At 69.8% G+C, this 22327-nt stretch carries 14 protein-coding genes; 9 read left to right on the top strand and 5 right to left on the bottom strand.

Going from position 1 to position 22327, the window contains the following annotated elements; genetic code table 11:
• Positions 1-58: 58 nt before the first annotated feature.
• The gene (locus ACFY0K_RS44075) at positions 59-457 is read left to right on the top strand and encodes a hypothetical protein (RefSeq protein WP_390644673.1); all 399 of its coding nucleotides are present in this window, start codon (positions 59-61) and stop codon (positions 455-457) included.
• A 43-nt stretch (positions 458-500) separates the two neighbouring features.
• Here the strand turns inward: ACFY0K_RS44075 and ACFY0K_RS44070 are convergent, their stop codons facing one another.
• Genes ACFY0K_RS44070 through ACFY0K_RS44055 form a run of 4 tightly spaced genes read right to left on the bottom strand, consistent with a single transcriptional unit; the run spans position 501 to position 5392 of the window.
• Positions 501-1865, bottom strand: a complete 1365-nt coding sequence (locus ACFY0K_RS44070; RefSeq protein WP_390644672.1) for an AAA domain-containing protein — start codon at positions 1863-1865, stop codon at positions 501-503.
• Complete coding sequence (locus ACFY0K_RS44065; RefSeq protein ID WP_390644671.1) at positions 1862-3364, bottom strand: hypothetical protein; 1503 nt, start codon at positions 3362-3364, stop codon at positions 1862-1864. The genes ACFY0K_RS44070 and ACFY0K_RS44065 overlap by 4 nt, the downstream gene beginning before the upstream one ends.
• Complete coding sequence (locus tag ACFY0K_RS44060) at positions 3361-4503, bottom strand: hypothetical protein (protein ID WP_390644670.1); 1143 nt, start codon at positions 4501-4503, stop codon at positions 3361-3363. Before ACFY0K_RS44060 ends, ACFY0K_RS44065 begins: the two co-directional genes overlap by 4 nt.
• Before the next feature lie 49 nt (positions 4504-4552).
• The gene (locus tag ACFY0K_RS44055; protein ID WP_390644669.1) at positions 4553-5392 is read right to left on the bottom strand and encodes a hypothetical protein; all 840 of its coding nucleotides are present in this window, start codon (positions 5390-5392) and stop codon (positions 4553-4555) included.
• A gap of 443 nt (positions 5393-5835) precedes the next feature.
• Between ACFY0K_RS44055 and ACFY0K_RS44050 the strand changes: the two genes are divergently transcribed.
• From ACFY0K_RS44050 to ACFY0K_RS44030, 5 genes are all read left to right on the top strand, one after another.
• A complete protein-coding gene (locus ACFY0K_RS44050; protein ID WP_390644668.1) occupies positions 5836-7074 on the top strand; it encodes an exonuclease SbcCD subunit D in 1239 nt (412 codons plus the stop codon).
• Entirely contained in the window at positions 7071-10280 is a 3210-nt protein-coding gene (locus ACFY0K_RS44045) for an AAA family ATPase (RefSeq protein WP_390644667.1), read from the top strand. Before ACFY0K_RS44050 ends, ACFY0K_RS44045 begins: the two co-directional genes overlap by 4 nt.
• Positions 10281-10785: 505 nt before the next feature.
• Positions 10786-12381 carry a Mu transposase C-terminal domain-containing protein gene (locus ACFY0K_RS44040; RefSeq protein ID WP_390644666.1) on the top strand — a complete coding sequence of 532 codons (1596 nt, stop codon included), beginning with the start codon at positions 10786-10788 and terminating at the stop codon, positions 12379-12381.
• Positions 12378-13151 (top strand): AAA family ATPase, encoded by a 774-nt coding sequence (locus ACFY0K_RS44035; protein WP_390644665.1) that lies wholly within the window; start codon positions 12378-12380, stop codon positions 13149-13151. Before ACFY0K_RS44040 ends, ACFY0K_RS44035 begins: the two co-directional genes overlap by 4 nt.
• Positions 13152-13225: 74 nt before the next feature.
• Positions 13226-14323 carry a hypothetical protein gene (locus tag ACFY0K_RS44030; RefSeq protein WP_390644664.1) on the top strand — a complete coding sequence of 366 codons (1098 nt, stop codon included), beginning with the start codon at positions 13226-13228 and terminating at the stop codon, positions 14321-14323.
• Between the two features lie 136 nt (positions 14324-14459).
• Here ACFY0K_RS44030 and ACFY0K_RS44025 read toward each other — a convergent pair whose 3' ends face one another.
• A complete protein-coding gene (locus ACFY0K_RS44025) occupies positions 14460-15017 on the bottom strand; it encodes a putative phosphothreonine lyase domain-containg protein (protein WP_390644663.1) in 558 nt (185 codons plus the stop codon).
• Positions 15018-15067: 50 nt separating this feature from the next.
• Between ACFY0K_RS44025 and ACFY0K_RS44020 the strand changes: the two genes are divergently transcribed.
• Genes ACFY0K_RS44020 through ACFY0K_RS44010 form a run of 3 tightly spaced genes read left to right on the top strand, consistent with a single transcriptional unit; the run spans position 15068 to position 22304 of the window.
• Complete coding sequence (locus tag ACFY0K_RS44020; protein WP_390644662.1) at positions 15068-16246, top strand: hypothetical protein; 1179 nt, start codon at positions 15068-15070, stop codon at positions 16244-16246.
• Positions 16243-19539: a hypothetical protein gene (locus ACFY0K_RS44015; RefSeq protein WP_390644661.1), complete on the top strand. Its 3297-nt coding sequence runs from the start codon at positions 16243-16245 to the stop codon at positions 19537-19539. Before ACFY0K_RS44020 ends, ACFY0K_RS44015 begins: the two co-directional genes overlap by 4 nt.
• Positions 19539-22304 (top strand): RNaseH domain-containing protein, encoded by a 2766-nt coding sequence (locus ACFY0K_RS44010; RefSeq protein ID WP_390644660.1) that lies wholly within the window; start codon positions 19539-19541, stop codon positions 22302-22304. The genes ACFY0K_RS44015 and ACFY0K_RS44010 overlap by 1 nt, the downstream gene beginning before the upstream one ends.
• The last annotated feature ends 23 nt before the right edge of the window (positions 22305-22327 follow it).

Below are 22327 nucleotides of genomic sequence, written 5' to 3'. Positions count from 1 at the left end.
CAGCTGGCACCCCGCGTGGGCTGAGTCGCAGCACCCGGCGGTGCGCAAGGATGGAGCAATGGCTGAGGACCCCGCTGACCCTGTTGCGCGCCCGGTACAGATCCCTGCGCGGATCCACGCAGTGAGGCCGGGCTGGCAGGGGCTGCTGGAGCGTCTGCATGAACAGATCCGCGCGGTTTTTCCCGGCTATCGTCTCCTCGATCTCAGGGAGAAGCTCGGCGGCCTGCGCGTCTACGTGGAAGGGCCGCCGGGCAGCGCCGACAGGCTGAGGAGCCTGATCGTTCTTGCCGAGGTGGAGGCGGAGCGCACCTGTGAGTTCTGCGGCGCACCCGGCCGCATCCGCACCCGCGACGATTGGCCGGGAGGATGGCGCAAGAGCGTGTGCGACAGCTGCCACAGCGACTGGTCGGCACGCCGCATCATGATCGTTTGTGGTGTGGTGCGCAACCGCGGGTGAGGGCAGGTCGATGCGCGCGCTGCGGGTGCGTGCCGGGGACTGCTCATCCGCGTCGGCGGCCGGGCTGTGCCCGGGCGTGGACGGTGTGCTCGGTCAGGTGGGCGAGGACGGTGTGGTTGGCCTCCCAGCCGTCGGCGACCTGGGAGGCGGCTCCGGGTTGTGCGGGGTCGTTGGAGGGGTGGGCGTCGAGGAGTTCGGCGATGCCGGCGCGGGCCACGACGATGCAGGCGTGGCGGTGGCGTGAGGTGAGTACGCACAGGCGGCCGGCTTCCAGGTGGAAGGCGGAGGCGTCGCCGCGGCCGGAGAGGGGGTGCAGGACGATGGTGAGCCTGAATTCGCAGCCTTGGAGTCGGTTGGCGGTGTCGACGGTGACGCCGTGGAGGTGGGGGTACTGGCGGGCCAGGAGGGCGCGGATGTGGTGGGCCTGGCTGCGGTGGGCGGTGCCGATGGCGATGTCCCCCGGCTGCAGGACGTGGCCTTCGGGGTTTTCCTCGCAGGTGGTGGTGGCGCGCCGGGCCAGCAGCCGCTCGGCGATGCCGAGGACGGCCTGGAAGGCTTCGATGTCGTGCTGGCCGGTGATGCGGGCCGGTAGTTCGCACAGTGCCCATCCGGTTCGGGCGGCGTGTTCGATGACCTCGTCGGTAGGGGTACGCATGCCGCGGATGGAGAACGTGAGGGTGCGGTCGGCTTCACGGCTTCCGGCGTGGAAGGGCGTGAAGGGGTAGAAGGCGTCGCTGATCAGGGGGACGGCTGAGGGCGGCAGGCGCCAGGACACGGGCAGAAAGTGGACGGGCAGGTCTCGGTTGTTGCCGAGCAGGACGGCGACCGCGCTGTTCATGGGGTCATGGGGCAGCCCTTGGAAGCGGTCGGTTTCGACCGCGGAGAAGGGGTCGAGTTGGCCGGGATCTCCGACGAAGAGGGCCCGGTCAAAGAGGCCGGCGGTCCACAAAAGCATGTCGGAACGCATCTGGTAGGCCTCGTCGATGATCGCCCAGGGCCATCGGCGGTCGGTGACCGTGGCCCATTTCATGGCGGTTCCCACGATGACGTCGGCCGTCTTCTCAAGGGCTTCGATGCGGGTAGCGATACGGATGCCGGGATGTGCCTGCAGGTCGTGCGGGACTGAGTGTTCCGTTGCGGTGAGCCGGGCGGTGCGCAGATGCGGGTGGTGCCGGGCGAGTCGTCGTAGGAGTTGGTCGACCTGGCTGTTGGTCTGGGCGATGACGGGGCAGGGGGCGCTGGACTGCGCGAGGGCGTCGGCGGCTCGGGCGACCAGGGTGGATTTGCCGGCGCCGGGCGGGGAGTGCACGACGATTCCGCGGTGGGTGAGCGTGGGCAGTTGCTCCAGGATGGCGCGGGCAGCCGTATCCATCTGCTGCTGCGGCGAGGGCTGGTGGGGAGGTGTCACTGTTCTTCCTCACTCTCGTCCTCGTCGCTGTCGTCCGGATGGTCGGCAGGAGGCCCGCCATGGGTCCAGGGGGTCTGGTCTCGTGAGGGAAATTCCGGCATCCGGTAGGCATCCGGTGCGATGGTGAACACGAGGAAGGCACCGGCTTCGGGCAGGACATCGTAGGTGGGACGGTCGGCGTGGCCCATGCCTGCGGTGATCTCGAGTTCGACGAGAGTGTCGCCGTCGGCGGGAGTGATCTCGCAGATCTTGTAGCCGGCCTTGCGGTAGGCGTGGCAGGTCAGGAGTTGGCCGGGTTCCATGCGCAGCGGGTCGGAGGTGGACACGGTGAACCGGGGCCGCCATTGTGGCCGTCCGGTGGGCCCGCGCAGGGTGTGCTTGGAGTCGATCGCGGTGACGGTGCCGCCGAAGGCTTCGCCGGTGGTGCGCAGTTCGGCTCGTGCGAAGGGGTCGTCGGCGGTGCGTTCGGCGGCGAAGGCGGCGGCTGCGTGTTCCATGTGGGCCAGGCGGACGGCGGCGGCGACGGCGTGGTCGCGGGCCGGCCGGGGGCGTCCGTCCTGGGCCAGGTGCAGGCATTCGTCGGTGAAGGCGGTGCGTTCGTGGTCCCAGCGGCGTGCGGTGCTCTCGGCTTCGGGGAGGGCCTGCAGGAGTGCGTAGGCATGCCACATGAGGTCCCAGGTGGGCTGCAGATAGGTGGCCAGCAGGCGCTCGAGTTCTCGCAGGATGCGGGTCTGCTCCTGGGCCAGGGCTTGTCGCCGGGCGCGGGCGTAGGCGTCGAACAGGGGCGCCAGGTGGTCGTTGTCGAAGGCGGCGTCGGTGACCGGTCCCGCTGGGCGGTGGGTGGCCGGGTCTTCTGCTGCCAGTGCGGCGTCGCGTCCGGAGGCGGTGTGGCGGGGCGGGTCGATCCAGGCCAGCAGGGTGGCCAGGTCCTCGTCCTCGAGGGGGCTTTGGCCGCTGATCCAGTGCATGCCAAGGAAGCTGGTCATGGGGATGAGGGCGGCTGAGCCGACCAGGTCGGCGCGGTCGGTGAGATAGGTGAGCCAGTGTCCCAGGCGCTGGACGGCCCGGGAGCCGGGATGGTGGTCATCGGCGGTGCGGAACCTCAGGTCGTCTCCGAGGTCTTTCAGGTGCTGCACGGTCTGGGGGTTGGGGACGAGGATCTGGGGAGCGTCGGTGTAGCGGCGGCGGGCCGGCTTGCTGGAGGTGGCGGGCAGGTGTTCGCTGTGCCGCTGGCAGGCGTCGATGTAGGCGGTGACGGCGTCTGCCAGGGAAGCGAGCATGGGAGTGGTGCTGCCTGATGGCGGGGCGAGCAGGAGTTGGGGGCGGTGCGGGTCGGTGCCCAGCATGACGGCCAGCGGTCGTGCGGCGGGCCCGGTCTGTTTCAGTGCCAGCAGCATCAGCGGCTGGTCGCTGAGGTGGAAGTGGCGCAGCTGGCTGGCGCGTTGGGCGTTGCCGGTGGCGGCGGCGCGCATGCGCAGGAGTGAGGTGAGGCGGATCATGTGGTGTCCGTCTGGAGGTCTGCGTGGATGCGCTGTGCGTGGCGCAGGGCCTGGGTGAGGTCTTTCTGGCCTCGTGAGGGGTGCAGGTGGCCGTCGGTGAGGGCCAGGGCCGTGGCGATGGTGTCGATTCCCGCGAGGTCCTCGCGGACTGCGGTGCCCAGGGCGGCGGGCTTGCCCTGGTGGCGGGCTTCGGTGCGGCAGTGGAAGGCCAGGTCGCAGTGGCGGCGGCAGCCGGGGGTGTAGTTGGGCCGCACGGTGGCGAGCGCGGCAACGAGTTCACCGCGGGGCCGGGTCGGTTTCTGGTCGGGGCCGGGCGCCAGGTCGAAGGTGGTGTCGGGGGGAACTTTGTCCAGCAGTTCGGGCAGGCGCCGCAGTCTGTCGAGGTGGCGGCTCAGGTTCTTGATCTGCTTGTGGGCGCTGAAGGGCGTGGCGGTGGGGTGGCGGGTGAAGTTGCGCGGGTTGACGAGGACCACGGTGTCGGAGACGCGCTCTGGGGGGAGACCGTCCTGGGCGAGGAGTTCCCGCAGGGCCAGGACGTAGGCGGCGGCCTGGGTCAGCGCTGCGTTGGCCTTGATGGGGTCGGACTGTCCGTGGATGACGGGGAAGGATTTGATCTCTACGACATAGAAGACGCCCTCGCGCTGGAAGGCGATGACGTCGGGTTCGAGGTAGGCCTGGTGGCCGGCGACGGTCAGACGCAGTACAGGGTGGTCGAGCAGGGTGCGGGGGTCCGACCTGCCGTGTGCTGCTCTGCGGATGCGGGAGCGGGTGTGGACGCGGCGCAGCCGCAGAGGGGACTTGTCGTCATCGCTGGCGACGCTGTTGACGTCCTCGTAGGACACCTCCGGCACGCTCAGGCCCAGTGCTTGGCGGAGCAGCGGCACCAGCGGGGCTCCGGCTTGAGCGGTGACCTGGCGTTCGAAGGCGAGGCCGTAGTCGAGGGCGAGCTGGGATTTTCTCAGCGGCCGCGGGAGATCCAGATGGGCGGCGAGGGCGTCTTTGTCGATGCCGGCCGCATCCAGCAGGGAGCGGCGGTCGCAGCTCGGATTGGCGGTCAGCGCCGCCAGGGTGCGTGCATTGTGCGGGATGGGCGCAGCGGTTCCGCGTAATACGCCCAGTCGTGCGTCGAGCGAGCTCACTGATTTCCTTGGCGGGACAGGGCACAGCCGTGCTGGTTGCAGAGGTGGTTTACGAAGTACGGCGCAGGCGGGCGGTGTTGCGCAGGATGTTGCCGAAGATCTGCTCCGCGTCGCCGAGTTGCTGACGTGCGCGCTGGGCCGCTTCGGCGCGGGTGTCGGCGTCGTCGTCGGCGTGGATCTCCAGTTCCGCTGTGGCGGCCCGGCGCAGCGCGTCCAGGTCGAGCGGGCCCCGGGGGGCGTCGTCGTGGATGTTGCGGCTGTAGTGCAGCAGCAGTTGCTGGACGGGCTGCGGCATCCCGGCCTCGCCGGCGAGCTGTTCGGCGGCGTCCGCGAGCCGCACAGCTGAGGTGAGGAAGTGGACGCGCTGGGTGAGCGGTCCCACCAGGCGCTGCTCCAGTGGCCAGGTGCTCAGGGCGAGCAGCGCGCGGGCCGGTGAGAGCAGATCGGAGGTCAGTGCGGGACAGATGTAGTAGGCGCGGCCGTAGGGGGCGGAGCGGAAGGAGCGTTCCTCGTCGCGGCGCAGGGTGGTCATGCGTGCCGTGTTCAGCGGGGTGGAGAAGAACGCCTGGTGGACCTGGCTGAGCAGTTTGGGCGAGGCGGGGACGGTGAGCAGGGCGAGCGCCTGGTGGACCTGGTCGCGTACGGGCACGTCCTGGTTCGGCTCGACGACTGCCAGCGCGGGCTCCGGCCGGACCCCTGGCTGCACCTCCGGCTGGGCCGTGTCCGGGACCTCACTGATCCCGCACAGAACGTTCCACGCGTGTCGAGTGCGTGTCAGCTGTTCGCCCAGGGAGTGCACTTGGGCGGTGTCGTGTTGCATGAGCGCCTGCCGGAGCGCCTCTTGCAGCTGCTGCATGCGCTTCTCGAGTGCGACCAGATGCTCATCCATGCCCGCATGCTAGCAGTCTCTCGGATATCCCAGTTTCACTCCAGGAAAGGGTGACGGTCGGCACCTGGAGATTTGGTCGCGCACAGGCGCGACCAGGTGGGACCTCGGCGACCGTAGGGGTGACCGTAGGGGTGACCGTCGGCTGGGCCGTGTCCGGGACATCGCGAGCTGCACAGAACGTCCCAGGCGTGCTGGGTGCGTGTCAAATCCGCACGGACAAGGGGCACTTGGAAAGTACTGTGTTGCGTGAGTGCCTGCCGGGCCGTCTCTTGCGGTTGCTGCATGCGCTCCTTGAGAGCGGTCATGTGTTCATCCATGCCCGGACGCCAACAGTCACTCGGGACCTCCAGTTTTACTCCAGGGAATTTGGTGTACAGTCCCGGGCTCATAAGGCACCATCGGTGCTCTCCTACGCCTCGCTTCCCAGAAGGGCGCACGAAGGCATGAGACTGCTCCACACCTCCGACTGGCATTTAGGCCACATCTTTCACGGGCACGCCCGCGAAGAGGACTTCGACACCGTCCTGGCCGAGATCGTGGCCATCGCCCAGGAAAGCCAGCCGGATCTGATCGTCCACAGCGGCGATCTGTTCCACCACTCCCGTCCCACCATCCGGGCCATGTCGCGCGCCATGGACACCCTGATCGAACTCGCCGCCATCGCCCCCACCGTGGTCCTGGCCGGCAACCACGACTCCCCCGCATACTTCAAGTTCTTCGGCTCCATGAACGGCCCCTTGCGGGGCCGGGGCCTGTTCTTCGCCGACCGGTTCCGCCCCGCGGACGACGGCGGTGTCCTCACCTTCGACGCCTGCGGCGGTGAGCAGCGAATCCGCCTGGCCGTCCTGCCGTTCGTGCATCCGAACCACTTCTGGCAGCACTCCGCGACCGGCACGTCGTACGCCGACTACGCCGAGGGGATGCGCGGGCTGCAGGCGGAGCTGATGAGGGCCATGCACGAGGGGTACGACCCCGACCGGGACATCCTGCTGTTCGCGGCCCACGTGTACGTCACCGGCGCCCAACGCTCCCCGAGCGAACGGGCTGTGGACGACGGCTTCGAAACCGGCCCTGAGAATCTTCCGGAGGTTTCCTACGCCGCTCTCGGGCACATCCATCGCCCGCAACCGGTGCGGGGCGCCAAGTGCATCGCCCGCTACGCGGGAAGTCCGCTCGCCATGGACTTCGGCGAAGCCGACGAATCCAAAAGCGTCGTGATCGTCGACGCCGACCCCGGACGACCGGTAAGGGCGTTGCCCCGCCGGCTCTCCAGCGGCCGACGGCTGGCCCACTTCCCCGGGACCCTGGAGGAGTTGAAGGCCGCGGCCGCCCAGTACGACGGGACCTTCCTCAAAGCGGTAATCGCCGGCGAAGAGCCCGACGGGCTCCTTAGCCAGAAGATCGCCGAGATCGTCCCGAACGCGATCCTCGTCAACCCCGTACCGGCACGGGAGGCGGCCGCCGAGGCTGTCATGGACGGTGATCCCGGCGAGGAGCCGGAACTCCCCGACGCCTTCCGCGCCTACCTGGCCTCCGAGGGAGTGAGCGGCGCTGCCGCAGAGGCCACCGTCACCGCATTCACCCACCTGCTCAACGAGCTCGACGACGAGACGCTTCCCCCGGTCCCGGCCGAGGACATGCTCCGCGCTGCGCTGGAAAACACCTGGACGGAGGCGTCGTGAAGCCCAGCCGGCTCATCGTCAGCGGAATGCGCAGCTACCCCGGCACCTGCACCATCGACTTCACCGGGAAGCGCCGGTTCGCCATCCTGGGCCCTACCGGCGCGGGGAAGTCCACTCTCCTTGAGGCGTTCACCTTCGGCCTGTACGGGGCGAGCTCGTGGTCGAGCAAAGCTGACGAAGCCTATGAGCTGATCAGCACCGGCAGCCCCAGCATGCACGTGACGTTCGAGTTCTCCGTGAACGGCCGCCCGTGGCGGGTGCGGCGCACCCTGTATGCAAACCGCAGGAAGCCGCAGGCTGTTCTGGAGTCCATGGCCGAAGGCGGCGCCGACCTGCGGGTCGACAACATGCGCGCGGTGACAGAAGCCGTCACACAGCTCATCGGGCTGGACTGGAAGGGCTTCGTCAGTACGGTCCTGCTGCCCCAGGGGAAGTTCGACAACCTGCTCACGGCGAACAAGGGCGACCGCGCCGACATCCTGCGGCACGTCTTCGGCATCAGCGAACTGGAACGTGTGCGCAAGCACGCCGGCGTTCGACTGGAGCGCTTGAGCGCGGGCATCTTCGACGCCAGGAGCGCCCGGGCGGACCTCTTGCGAGATCCCCATGCCGTCGCCGCACAGGCGGCGCTGGATGTGGAGCGTACGCGTGGCCTCGCGGCCAGCCGGCGTGAGCGGCTGGCCGCTCTGCGCGCGGCACAAGGGCGGGCCGCCGCACACAAGCACCGCAAGGCCGCTCTGGACAAGGCGGCACGCCTGCTGCGTGAGCGCAGCGTCCCGGATGCGGCTGTCACCCTGGCCACGCTGGCCAAGGCGACGACGGAGCTCGATGCCGAAGCCGCAGCGCAGGAAGCGGCCGGACGCGATCTGAGCCAGAAGCTGGAGGTGGCGCAGGCCGCCCTGGAGGCGGCCACGCAGGCCGGTGACACGGTCCGGTCCCTGTCCGGTGCGGTGACTGTGCTGTCCGGCCTGCCGCGCCGTACAGCCGGGTTGGACGCCCTGATGCAGCGGCTTGAACAGGAGCAGCTGCAGCACGGCGAACATGAGCAGGAGCACACGCAAGCACAGCAGGAGCTGGCCGAACACGAGCAGCGCCTGGCGGTTCTCCTCGAGGAAGCCGACCGGGCACAGCATGCCGTCACCCAGGCCCGCGCACACACCGACCAGATCCAGGAGGCCGTCCGGGGCCCGCTGCAGGAAGCCACCGCCGCGGCGGCACATCTGCAGTCGGCCAACACGGCGCTCGAGGCAGTCGAGGAGCAGCGCGGCCGCGTCGACAAGCTGGAGGCTGAGCTGCGTCAGCTGCGCGAGGCACGGGAAGAAGCCGAGGAGGCGCTTGCTGCGGTGCAGCGCGGCGAAGCCGCCCACACGGCAGGTTCCGCTCTGGCGCCAGGGGACGCCTGCCCGGTCTGCGTCCGGCCCCTCCCAGGCGACTTCACTCCCCCCTCCCCCCTGGACGGCAAGGCACTTGGGAAGGCCAGAGGTCAGCTCACCAAGTCCTCGAAAGCCGTGAACACAGCTGTCACCGCCGCGGCGCAGGCAACGGCCCAGCTGAGCGCGACCGAGCAGACGGTCCAGAAGCAGCAGCGCGCGCATCTGGCCGCCCTCGAGCGCATGGACACTTCGCTGCTTCAGCTGCAGGAGCTGGTGGACACGATGCGGCCGGACGTCGTGTCGGGCGTGGCCACGACTCTGGACACGCTGAGCCGGCAGACGGCCGTGCAGGCGCGTGCCCTCGCGGGCAGCGGCCCCAAGAACCGGGCTCAGATCACCCGTGCGGTCAAGACACTCGTCCAGCCGCTGCGCGCTGAGGAAGCGGAAACGCTCGCGGCCCACACGAGCGCCCAGGCAGAGCTGGCGACCGCGCAGGCCGAGAAGGAGGCGGCCCGGGCCGACCTCAAACGCCAGCGCGGCCGCTTGCAGCGTGAACGCAAACGGCTAGAGAAGACCCAACTGCAGTACGAGAGTGACCTGCAGACACTGCTGACCGAGGTCGCCGGCCTCCCAGCCTCGGTACGGCCCGCCCAGGACACACCGCAGGACCTCCCCTCCCCGAAGGACATCGCCTCAGCGCTGGAGACAGCCGGTCAGCGCCTCGCACAGCTCGAACAGACAGCACAGGCACGCGACGAAGCACAGCAGGCCCTCACCGAGCACGCCGAACTCCGGCAGGCCCTTGACGGACGGCGCCAGCGCAAGGTGGAGACTCCCACCCGCAATCTCATCAAGAAGCTGGAACGCTGGGCGGACGCCGCCACCGACGCCGAAGGTCTCCTCGACGGCGAGACGTCCAAAGAACTGCCTCCCGCCCCGGACGGATCCGACCTGGCCTTCGTCGACGCCTACTACCAGGCCCTCGTCTCCCTGAGCCGGCAACTGGCGGGCGCACTGAAACAATCCGGGCAGCGAGCCACGGACGCCATCCACGCGTTCGAGAAGGACCTCACCCTCCAGGCCGGGGCCGACGCCGACAAAACCGACGATGACCCAGGCTTCCCGGTGCCGGAGAAGAGCGACCTGCTGGCACCCGCCGTTCTCGACCCGCTCAGCCGCAAGACGAGCGACGCGGAAGCAGCGTACGGCAAGGCCAAGTCCGACCTGCGTACCGCGCGGTCCCAAATCCCCTACGCCGAGGCACTGGACGCTGCCATCACCGCCGCGGATGAACAGGCCGCAGTCTGGAGGAGAGTGAGCGACCAGCTCACCGACACGAAGTTCCTCACCTATCTCACAAACCAGCGCACCCATGCGCTGCTCCGCTACGGGAGCAGGATCCTCCAGCAGATCTCCACCGGGCTCTATGCGTTCACCGAGGACTTCAAGATCGTGGAGTCCGCCACGAATCTCACGCGCGGCCGAGAAACCCTCTCCGGCGGGGAGAAATTCCAGACCTCCCTCGCGCTGGCACTGGCATTCGTGGAACTTCACAACCGCAGCAACAGCAAGCTGGAGAGCCTGTTTTTGGACGAAGGGTTCGCCTCGCTGGACTCCGACCGACTGGAGGCCACCCTTCCCGTCCTGAGCAATGCTGCAATCCAGGACAAGACCCTCGCGGTCATCAGCCACCTGTACCCGGTGGCGGACGCCGTCGAAGACGTGCTGTTCGTCGAAAAGACCGCCCAGGGCTCCACGGCCACCTGGCTCACGCCGCAACAACGCGCCACGATCATCCGCGACGGGATCCGGCGCATGCTGGAACACGCCTGAGCAACACCGGGCCGGCCATCAGTGGCGCCAAGGAGCCCGTCCGCCCCAGGGCAGCGCCTTGGGACACCGGTGGTTCTCCTCCCTTTGCTGCGCCCGGCCCATCCCGTACGTCCTCCCGGTGCATGCAGGCGCGCATCAGGAAGCCCTGCGGCCGACGCTGACAAGCATTCAGCTCAGCGCCGACCGCGGTCTTCCACCCCAAGTGCCACAAATAGGCCGGCCAGCGCCGGGCCGCCTCCGATGCCCCGGCACAAGCCTGCCCCTTGGAGCAGCCGGGCCTTGGAGAAGCACGCCCCCTCCAAGCGAAGTCGCCGACGCTCGCAGCCGGTGCGGGCTGACGGCTCCGCCGTACCCGCCCTCCCCCGGCATGACGCCGCATCGCGGCCCTGACAAACGGCCGGGAAATGCCAGTGCCCTCCGCCTTCCGGCACCCCGCCAACGCCCGGCGCAAGCACGGCACTTCCGGTCCTTTCCACGATTCGTATCCATGTAAGGAGCAGACCGCATGAGTGACTCTTCTGCCGGCACGCAGGGTGCCGGAAAAGCGGTGTTCACCGCCCGCACGGGGCGGCTGGCCGCGCTGCCGCGGCTGCTGTCGCTGGACCAGAGCGGCGAGCTGACCAGCGCGCACGTGAAGCTGGTGGCCACGGCCGTGGGCCGCTCGGAGCGGGCGGTGTGGCGGTGGGTCGCCGAGGCGCGCGCCACCGGCCACGCCGATGCGGCGTCCCGGACACGGTTCCGCGTCACACCTGAACTGCGGCGGCTGCTGGTGGTGTGGGGAGGCAACGCCTCCGCCGTGCACCGTGAGCTGAAGCAGCGGGCCCTGGACGATCCGCAGCTGCCTGCGGCCCCGTCGCTGTCTACGCTCCACCGGGCGCTGCGCCGGGACCTGACGCCCGGGGAGCGGGCCGGGCTCGCCAAGGGGGAGGCCGCCCGGCGGGCCTTCGACGTGTTCGGGCAGCGCCCTCCCGCGCACCGCAACGCCGCCTGGGAGGGCGACCACAAGTGTGTGCCCGTGCGCGTGCTGCTCGAGGACCAGCTCGTGCAGCCCTGGGTGACCTGGTTCATCGACTGCCACACCAAAGTCATCACGGGGGTGGCCGTGACGCCCCACGCCCCCAGCGCGGATGGGGTGCTGGCGGCCCTGCGGATGGCCCTGGACCGTGCCGAGCCCTTCGGCCCGGCCGGCGGCCTGCCGGGCCGGATCAGGGTGGACCGCGGCAAAGAGTTCCTGTGTGCCACCGTCGCGTCGGCCTTGGGCGCCTTCGCCGTGCCCGTCGTCGATCTCCCGGCCTACAGCCCTCATCTGAAGGGCACCATCGAGGCGCTCAACGGTGCGGTCGAGGACATGCTGTTCGTCTCCATGCCGCGCTACGTGCACCGGCAGACGCTCACCGGCGGGCGCACCGCGGATCCGGACGAGCCCGCGCTCTCCTTCGAGGCGTTCGTGGAGCTGCTGCTGAAGTGGGTGCACTGGTGGAACACCGAGCACCAGCCCAGGGCGCTGGGCGGCCGCACCCCGATGCAGGCGTGGTCGGGCGACCCCACTCCCCTGCACGACGTTACCGCCGAGCAGCTGGCCCATTTCGGGCTCGAGGACGACGGACGCACCCGCACCATCACCACGCAGGGCGTGCAGTGGCGCAACCGCCACTACATCGCCCCCTGGATGGTCGGCCAGGCCGGCGTCCGCGTCGCGGTGCGCCACCTGCCCCATCATGACCTGACCATCGAGGTCTTCGGCCTGGACGGCGTACACCTGGGCAGCGCCGTTCTGGCCGAGGCGGCCAGCGAGGAGCAGGTCAAAAAGGTCCGCAACGCCCGCACCGCCAAGGCGCGGCGGCTTCGCGCGGACATGAAGGCCGCTGCACGGCTGCGCCGCGAGCGCTTCGAGGCCGTCACCACCGCCGCCCCGCCCGAGCGTCTGGGTGCGCTGACCGAGGCGGAGGCCGAGGCAGAACTTTCCGAATCCAACGCCGCGGACCTGCGGCGGGCCGATCCCGGCTACATCCCGCACCAGCCCGTCCCGGACGGCTGGGCCCGCCCGGTCTCCCCGGCCGCGGACGAGCCGGACGACGACACCTCTGAGGAGAACGTGTGAGCGGCGACATGGACTACGGCAGGCTGCCCGCCGAGGACGAGGACCACTTTCACCGCCTCGATGCGCACCTGGTGGCCACCGATACGCTCATGACGACCCTGGACGACGTGCAGGCGACGATCGACGCCAAGGCCATGATGGTCGCCTACGGAGCGGCCGGATACGGCAAGACGATGTCGGTGAACTCGGCGCTGCGCAAGATCGCCCCCGACAACACCTACCGCCTGGAGCTGCGCTCGGGGCCGACCCCCCGCGACATCCGCCACGGGCTGTTTCACGCCCTGGCGCTGCCCGGGGAACCGCCGACCCGGCCGATCGAATTCGATACACTTCTGAAGGAAACGCTGTCGCAGACGTTCCGCGTGCTGGTGTGCGACGAGGCCCAGTGGATGGGCCGCAGTTCGTTCGAGTACTGGCGCCACCTGTGGGACGACCGCAACACCGACATCGCGGTGATCTTCGCCGGCGGCGATGGCTGCTACAAGGTCCTCAAGCGGGAACCGATGCTGGCGTCACGGATCTTCATCTGGCAGAAGTTCACGCGCATGCCCGAGGCCGAAGTCGTCGGCACGCTGCCGGCATTCCACTCCCTGTGGGCCGGAGTGGACCCGCAGATGATCCGCAACATCGACCGGGCCGCGGCCCACGGCAACTTCCGCAACTGGGCCACCATCACCAAGCACATGCTTAACGGTATGAAGAAGAAAGGCCTGACCGAGGTCAAGCATGACCTCGTCAACTGGGTGTACAGCAAGCTGGGCGGCATGTAGCAGCCGCCGCATGCGCGGCGGCCCGGCGAGCCCGGGCCGCCGCCGACAACCTCGCACTCCACACAGACCGGTCCTTGCGTCTCCGCATCCGGGGCCAGTCCGTGCAGTGGGCGGCCGGAAGGGAGGCGGTGGCCGTGGTCTACGGCGACGTGACGATCGTGGTGGACGAAGAGGACGACCTGTTCTACACCCGGGCGGCGCTGCAGGCCCACCGGCCCGCAGAAGGCCGCATCACCGTGCAGCCGACGCCGGCCAGCGTCAGCCCGGCCGCCCTGGCGCACGACATGCTGTATGCGCTGGGCAAGCGGCTGGCCCCCGGGCCCAACTCCCCCGATGTGTGGCTGGACTCGGTGAACGCGGCGTGGCTCGCCGCGGCTGCCTGGGGTGTCGCGATGGGGGTGCGGCACGTTGTGGTCCCCCGGGCCCATCTGCTGACCAGTCGGCGCATCGACCAACTGCTCGCCTGGCGCGAGTCGACGGGAGTTCAGCTGACCCTGCTGTGGCAGAAGCCGCCGCGTGGACTGCCGCCGGCGCTGGCCCGTGTGGAGCGCCGTATCAGCGGCCGGGACCAGTTCGAGGCGCTTCTCGCCGAGCCGGGACCGATACCCGCGCGCCCGTCCTTCCCTCCTGCTCTCCCGGCGATGACGGGAGCGGCGGCAATGGCAGTGGCCGCCAGGCAGGCGCCCGCCCCGCAGCCGCGCGGGAGCGGGGCGGCATCGACGAGGCCCGGACCCCCGGCTCCCCCTTGCACCGGCGCGATGGCAACGGCACAGCTGGTCCAAGCCGCCCCTGCCCTCAAGATCGGCTCCGAGGAGGCCGCCGCGCTGGCCGCTCTCGCGCACCCGCTCATCGCCGGAGCGCTGAGCGTGCTGGCCTTCACCCGGGCCGGCCTGGGCAGCCTGCGCTTCACCCGCGACCTCGACATCACCGGCGACGTCTGCGCCATCAAGCTCCACGGGGTCGGCCATCGGCACTGCCCTTTGCACGCCGTCCCTGCCTGGGCACGCCCGCTACTGGCCGGCGCCCGCGCCCACCACCGCCTGATGGCTCACTCTCCCGAGGAGGGCGTGTTCGCCCCCGCCATGGTCGCCGAAGCACGCCATCTGCGCGCGCACGCCGGACGTCTGCCCCGGCTCGGCCTGTCCCTGCCCGCCGGCGCCCTCGTCCCTTGAGAGCTGTGTGTCCCGCCCGCCCTGTGCACTGGGAAAACGGCAGCGCTGACACATGTGATGTCGGATGCTTCGCCGCTGTGTGGCCGGACTCCGCAGCGGCGTCTGTTCTCTTCACACGGGAGCACAGGCGGCCTGTTCAGGTGCGCTTGGGCACGGGAGCCTCTCTGCGCGCCGCGGCAGTCCTACGGGCCTGGACTCGCGCAGCGTGCTGATGCTCGAGCGCTTCACGGGTGCGTTTGGGGATGATCAGTTTCATCTTGGTGGCGGGCGCTACGAAGGTGCTGGCGCCGGTGCCGTAGCGGCCTCTGTGGGTGTCGCTGTCGGTCTTGTAGAGCAGGACGTCGACGATGCCGAGGGACCGCAGGTTGGTCAGGACGCGTTGAACGTCGTCGATGTTGCGCCAGTCTCGGGTGTAGATGCAGATGGGGCGGCGGGTGTCGTCGCTTTTGGTGCGGGTGTTGATGAGCGTGGCCGCTTTGCTGCGGTAGCCGAGAAGGCCGTCTTCGGTTGCGGTGCGGATCGTGGCCCAGGAGCGGTCAAGGAGGCTGAGCGGGGCGAACCAGAGCCATTTGCCGCTCCAGGGGTGGTCGTCCTCGGTCAGGGGGGTGTCCGGGGCGGCGGCCCACAGCCAGTGCTCGGTGGTCTCGCGTGAGGGGGCGTCCTGCTGGGCCGATGGGGCGGTCTTGACGATCACGATCGGCACTGTATGCGAGGTTCATTAGTTTTTTCGCTTATTTACCCGTTATGGGCCTTGTGGAACGGAACACCCTCCGATGGCGCCGTGACCTGGCGCTGACCGCGTGCTGCGCGGCCGCCGTCGCGGAAGCGGACCGCACCGGCGATCCGGGCCAGCGAGCCGCCCGCCTCATCGACTGCCTGGGAGTTCTGCGCTCGGCACACGGCGCCGGTGCAGCCTCGGTCTTGGACATGCGCGCGCTGCGGCGCGGCTTGCGCCACGGGCTCGCGCCCCTCCTGCCCGCCTGCGTCCAGGACGGTGACCCGCTCGGCGAGATGAGGCTGCTGGACCAGGACGGCCTGCTGTGCGACGCAGTGGAAGACCTGGGCCGCGAACACCTCGTGCCTCAGCAGGCGTTGATGGAGTACTGGCCCTGGGCGCGCTTGCGTGCCGAGCAGGAGGAGCAGCAGCTGTACGCGGAGATCCGGCGGCTTTTGCCGGACGATTACGCGAAGGTGCGCGAGCTGCTGGCGAGTGATCCGGTGGCGGAGCAGGGCGTGCTCTGGGAGAAGTGGGGCGGGCTGTGGGGGCGGTTCGGGTTCTTCGAGCCGGTCTCGTCCTGGCCGTGGTGCAACGCGGCGGGCTGGTGTTTCCCGTGTCCTGTCTGTGCCTGGCCGATGCGCGCGCAGCCCGCCGGACAGGGGGTCTTCGCCGTGTCGTGCGACGCCCATCTGCTGGAGGGGGTGCAGTACACCTACCGCCAGGTGCGGGGTGGCAGTGGCCCTCCGGTCCTGGAGGGCGGCGGCCGCTCCGCCACTCGCGTGGAGGGCTTCCCCGCTGCCGGCGACTACTTGGCGGTCTCCCGGACGGTGTGGCGGTACATGACCCTGCCGGGGCGCATGGAATTCGCGATCCGGGACGCGCTGACGGGGATCGCCGGTCTCGACATCCTCATGTACCCGGACGGTGACCGCTACGACCTGCGCATCACGGCCGCCGAGCCGCTGGTGGCCAGGCAGTGGCGGGTGGATGCGAAGGCGTGGCGGTCCTTCGGGGCCCTGGCCGATGCCCTGCTGGAGCGTCCGGCGCTGGGCGCGCCGGTGCCGCTGACGATCGTGGTCCCCCACCGGCAGCGGTCCGATCTTCCGCTGCTGCAGGCGCGCCTTGCCGGGCGGCCGGACATGGAAGTGATGACGGACAAGGACTTCGTCGCCGAGGTGCTTCGCTGGTGCTGGGGTGAGTCGTGACGAGCGGCGATGTCCGTGAGGCGTTGCAGCGTTGCGCCGTCGCTGCGTATCTCGCCCTGTCCGAGCAGTACTTCGCGTTCGAGACCGTCGATGGCCGTCGCGGTGTGCCGCTGGACTTCGCGCAGATGTTCGCCGCCCGGCGCACCGATGCATGGGGAAGGTGGCTGTCACTGCCGCGCGCCGAGTACGAGCTGGTGGGCCGGCTGTGGCAGGCGCTCAAGCAGGAGGGGGACCTGGCGCAGCCGGACACGTTCCGCGAGGCGGTCCTGGAGTACGCGGTGGCGCCCACGGCGCTGTTCCGGATTCCGGGAGAATCGAACGCAGACGAGACCCACTGGCTGGTGGCCTGCCACGCACAGGAGCCCCTCACCCTGGCCGAGCATCTCGTCCAGGAGGCCGAGGAGTACCGGGCCGTGCTGGAGAGGGCGCTACCGACGGCCGGCGAGGGCCTGTGGGCCTTCGGGCGGGAGCGTCTGTACACGGTGGAGATTCCTGCCAGCGAGAAGGACGTCTTCGTGGCCCCGGTCCGGTTGCGCACCGAGCCGTTCCTTGAGGAGGTGCGGCTGCCGCGGGAAGCGGTGATGGACCGCGTGGTGGGCCAGGCAGCGGCCAAGCCGGAGAAGTTCGGGTGGAAACCCGGTCTGCTTCAGGGGTTCTTCGACCGACTCACCGACGCGTACGGGCGCACGGCGGCAGAGTTGCGGCTGCCCGCGGGGCCGATGACGCTGCTGAATGCGCCCACCGGCGTGGGCAAGAGCGTGCTGATGCGGGATGCGGCGCACCTGCTGGCCGCCGGTGGCCAGGGCCCGGTCCTCATCGTGGTGGGCCGCATCCGTGAAGGCCTGGGGACAGCCGAGCAGTTGGCTGCGGACCATGGGCTGCTCGAGGAGACGGCCGACGCTGTGCAAGACGCTGCCGAGCGGGCCGGCAAGCCGCTGCGGGTGGTGGCATGGGTGGCGTCCTCACGCCACGACGACCAGGCCGCGCTCGCCTTCGCGCAGGGCCGCGAGGACCGCTTCGAGCAGTTCGCCGGCGGCTGCGAGATGACCGGCTGGCAGGTGGACGGCCCACGGCTGGACCGCACCATGCTCCCCTGCGCCCAGCTGGAGTGGGTCGACGGTCCCGCCGAGCCGGCGCACGGCGGCAAGCATCTGTGCCCGCGCATGGGCGTCTGCCGGCGCTTCGAGCACATCCGGCAGGCCGCCGAGGCCGACATCATCGTCACCAACCACCACAACCTGATCCGTGGACGCTGCAAGGTGCCCGTCGAGGTGGACGGCGAGCGGGTCGTCCATGACATGAGCGTGCTGGAGTTCGTGCTGCGCCGCTGCCGCGTCGTGATCATCGACGAGGTCGACGCCTTCCAGTCCACCTGGTGCACGCAGGGCGCGCAGGAGTTCACCCTCATCAGCCGCGGCCGGGGCCACTCCGGGCGGCTGGAAGAGGTCGACCGACACCGGGGCGGCCTGTCGGCGCTGGAGAACCTGCTGGTGACCGGCCCGTTGATGGAGGCGCGCCGGCTCAGCGAAACCTTCCTGGACAACGTCCTGACCGGGCACCTCTACCTGGACTCCGAACAAGAGCGCCAAAATCGCCCGGGCTCCGGCTGGTACATGGTGGGCAAGAAGGATGCCGAGCTGTGCCGTCTTCTGACCGGCGCCTCGGCGGACGCCGAGATCACCGAAGCAGTGCACCAGGCCTACCTGGCCCTCTTCCCGGGTGAGCGGTCCGACGCCGAGCCGCTGGCGGGCTGGCAGCCGCTCGCCGATCAGATCCGCCAGGCCCTGGCCGGCAAGGTCAAAGGCACCCGCCGCAGCAGAAAACTCGCGGTCTTCAAGGACTCCATCGCCCGCATCCTGGCCGACGCGCCGTTCCACGTGCCCGCCTCCCAACGCGCCGCGCTGGTCAACGACCTCCTCGTGCGGGCCTGGCTCGGCGCGCTCCACAACGAGCTCCACACCCTGAAGTGGTCCATCCTGCCGCTGCTCGGGCAGCTGAACGCGGCCACCGACCTGGTCTCCACCATGGGGCTGCTCCCCCGCGACGAGCCGATTCCCTACGGGCCGCTCGGACAGAACCTGTACGGATTCAAGCTCGACAAGAATGCGAGCGGCACCGGCCGCCTCTCGCTGCAGTCCCTGGGCGGCGACCCGCACACCTCCACCGTCCGCCTCGGCGACACCGTCGCGCTGGCCACCGCCGGGGTACGGCGCAGCGTCCTGGGCCTGTCCGCCACCGCGTTCTTCCCCAAGGCCGCCCTGCAGCACGTGCACACCCTGCCCGCCTATGTGATGACCGACGCCGCCCCCGGCGCGGTCACCGCCCATGCCGGGAGCGTGTCGTCCACCGATGTGGGCTGGCAGCCCATCTCGATCGGCGGCGTGGAGGAGAAACGCAAACCCTCCGAGCTGCGCAAGCTCGCCGAACGGCTGTGGCACACCCAGATGTCATCGCACCTGGAGAAGGTCGCCCGCAACGACCCGCTGCGGGAGCTGGCCCTGCTGGCCGGGAACTCCTACTTCCACGCGGCGGTGATGGCCGCCGGGATCGCGGCCGCGTGCGGCCGCCCGGAATGGGTCGCCCTCCTCGTCAGCAGCAACCAGGCCGCTTCCGGGAAGGCCGTGCATCTGCCCGAGGGCGTGGTGCGGGTGACCATCGACGAACTTGAGGACCTGCCCGCCACCCACCCACGGGTGAAGGTGATCTGCGCGCCGCTGTCGGTGGTCTCCCGCGGCCTGAACATCCTCATCCCCCACACCGACCGCTCAGCCCTCGCCTCGGTGTGGGTGGGCGTGCGCCCCCTCACCCACCTGCACGAGCCGGCCGTCATGTACGCGAGCATCAATGCCTGCGGCATCGCCGCCGGCACCGTCAGCGCCGATCCCGCCGGCATGCTCGCCTCCCAACGGAGCGCAGCCGTCCGCCAGCGGGAGTTGCTGCTGCGCACCGACCCGCGGTTCTCCCGCATGCCGAAGTTCCTCAAGACCGAGATCCTGGCGGGCATCCTCGTCGAACTCATCCAGCTGGCCGGGCGCGCACGCCGCGGCGGCACCCCCGTCGAGCTGTACCTGGTCGACCACGCCTTCTTCAACCAGCAGTTGGGCTGCGACTTCCCCCGGCTGCTGCGCTCCTACTACGGCCAGCTGGATGCGGAGGAGCAGGACATCCTGCGCCGCGTCTACGGCTCCACCCTCACCGCCTGGCTCGACCTCGCCCACAGCGAGGACCTGCTGCTGCCCAACCCCGTCACCCTCATCCCCGCCCCGACCCCGGATGCCCAAGGACCTCAGTAATGCCGTCGAATGACACCCGCATGTCCCTGCTGGCCGCGCCGTTGACCAGCTCGTTGATGGGCACCGTGTGGCTGTACCGGCTCCCCGAGAAGATCGAGCCCGCCTGGAAGAAGCTGCGTGCCATCTACCACGGCAAGACCGGCTCGAAGGCCAACTTGCCCTATGCCGGGCTGCTGATGGTGCTGCGCGCCAGCGGCGCCACCAGCGCATCGCTGTATCCCACCAGCAAGAGCAAGCCGCCGCAGTTCCTTGCCCTGTCCAAGAAGCTGCCGCCGGCCCACCTGAGGGCCGCGGTCGCGCTGTGGGAGCAGGCTCTGCTGCAGACACCTCAGAACGAGATCTCCCTGGCCCACCCCAGTGACCTCGCCGACCTGTTCGCCTCGGTGGAGCCCGAGCAGGTGGCGGTGTGGGACCACGTCCGCCTCGGAGCGCACGCGGTGGACGCGGACGGCTGGGTGTGGGACGCGGCCAGCTGGAACCTCGCCTCCCTCCTGGCCGGGACCGACCTGGCGGTGGACGGCCGCGCCATCCCGCTCCGCCCGGACACCGAGAACAACATGATGGTCTGGGACACCGAACACCTCTGGTCCAACACCTGGCTCGAGGCCCGGCCCGCCAAGGAGAAGACGGGCGAAGCCAAGGCAGACGGGGCGGCCACGGAGGCCGAGGAGTGGAAGATCAGACGCCACTACGCCGCGCTGCGGGTGGAGGTGGCGATGAAGTCGCTGCACTCCCTTCCCGTTCCGCTCGTGGTCATGACACCGCGCGTGTCGAGACTGAGCAATCAGATCAACGGTGCCCGCACCGCCTGGTGGGCGCCCCGCTCCCCCGGCGCCCCGCTGCTGCGTGTGAACCTGGGCGGCACGGGCAAGTACACCCACCTCGAGCACACCAGCCGCCTGGCCCTGAACGCCTGGGTGCGGCTGATGGACGACCCCGTCTTCCCGCGCAGCATGGACGACACCGAGTTCCTTCCCCTCAGCGCCATGGACCTGTCCGGCACGCCAGGCAACTTCCGCGCGCTGATCCCCTTCCCAAAGTCGTTCCCCATCGGCAAGGGCGTCGGCCTGCACACCATCACCGCCCTCGCCGAGCACCTGTCCACCGTCACCGGGCAGGATCTCGTCCACGGCAGGCAGGTCGCCAAAGTCCTCTCGGTGGGCGCCCGCAAGACCGAGTACGGCCGCGATGCCACCCTCCTCGACGACGCCAGCCTCAAAGAGATCCTGGCCGCCGCCAGCTGCTCCAAGCTGCGTGTCCTGGCCCTGTACCAGCACCAGGACATGCGCACCCGCATGCAGCGCCTGCTTGCCTACCACTTCAACCAGCCCCACCTCGCCGACGGCATGCCCGACGACGAAATCGTGCAACTCGGCTGCCGCACCGAGGTGTTGCTGCACCGGGCCCCCATGCTGCTGTCCCACGGCAGCCACCATGACCGGCGCGGCGCACTCACCGACGCCCTGCCCGGACTTCAGGCCGAAGACACCGGGGTCCTGGCCCTGGTCGAGACCGAGTACGACGCCAAGGACTGGGGCCGCAAACGGCGCGCCGCCCGCCGCGGGGAGGACGGCACCGTCGACCCGTACACGCTCGATGCCAAGCCGGAGGTCTCCCGCCACCTGGCACGGCACGGCGTGCTCGCCCAGTTCCTGACCCCCGAAACAAAGAAGCGGCGCTCGAAGAAGAAGGAACGCGAGGCCCAGACCCCGCTCGAGGCCCTCGGCATGGAGCTCGCCGCGGACTTCCCCGGCCACCACGCCATCGGGGACATGCTGCGCTCCGCCGGCCTGGTCCATCCCCGCCTGACCCGCGCCATCTCCACGGGAAAGGGGATCAAGGACCGCGTCGCCCACCTCGGCCTGCACATGCGCGCCCAGCTCGGCGAGAAGCACACCAACCGCACCGAGGAACCCAAACTCATGTGGGTCCTCACCGCCTTCGTGCCGGTCGGCGAGCAGTGGAAGGCCCTCGCCCACCTTCCCGCCGGCCGAGGCGGCCACGGCGGCTGGTTCAACTACGCCCGCGCCCAGGGCCTGTCCCGCAGCCGGCCCATCCCGGAGGGCAGCCGCGGCGACGACACCCTGCCCCGCCGCATCGACCACGCCCTGTACGAACTGAGCCGGCACCTCGAGTGCGGCTACGTCCTCTACGTCTCCGGTGACTCCACCCGCCCCGTGTGGCCCCTGCTTTCGAACAAGAACGCCGACCTGCTCCCCGACCACAACGGCCTGGCCAACGGCAGGCCCGCCCTGCCCGGTGCCACCCTTGCGCCCGAGCACCGGCCGCGTGCCGTCATCCGCACCACCTCCAGCGCCGACCCCAGCATCCCCCTGCCCGCGCTCTTCCACGAGATCGACGAGAACGGCACCGCGAGCGACGGCGACAAGACCAGCAACGCACTGTTTCAACTCGACGGCACCGACACCACGTTCATCATGAGCCGCCGCCCGCACCAGATGGACGGAAAGACCCCCTCAGCCAAGTCCGGCCGCAGCCAGGGCCGTTGGCTGTGTGATGACCAGGAGCTGCAGGCCGAGACCTGGCACAATCTGACCGCCACCGAGATTGCCGTCATCGAACGCCCCGCCGGGGATGACGCCCTGCCCTACGCCCTGACCGCGGCGCGGCTGTGCAACCACGCCCTGGCCTGGGAACACCGCACGCGGCATCCTCTGCCCATCCACGCCGCCATCCAGATGGACAAAAATCACCCCGAATACCGGCGCACCGTCGACTGGGACAGCGACGACGCCACCGGATGACCCGCCGGAAGCGGTGAGTGGCC

Source organism: Streptomyces sp. NPDC001507 (assembly GCF_042894765.1).
Classification (GTDB): domain Bacteria; phylum Actinomycetota; class Actinomycetes; order Streptomycetales; family Streptomycetaceae; genus Streptomyces.
The sequence above is the reverse complement of the archived record's forward strand: the minus strand, read 5'-3'. Positions and strand labels throughout refer to the sequence as shown.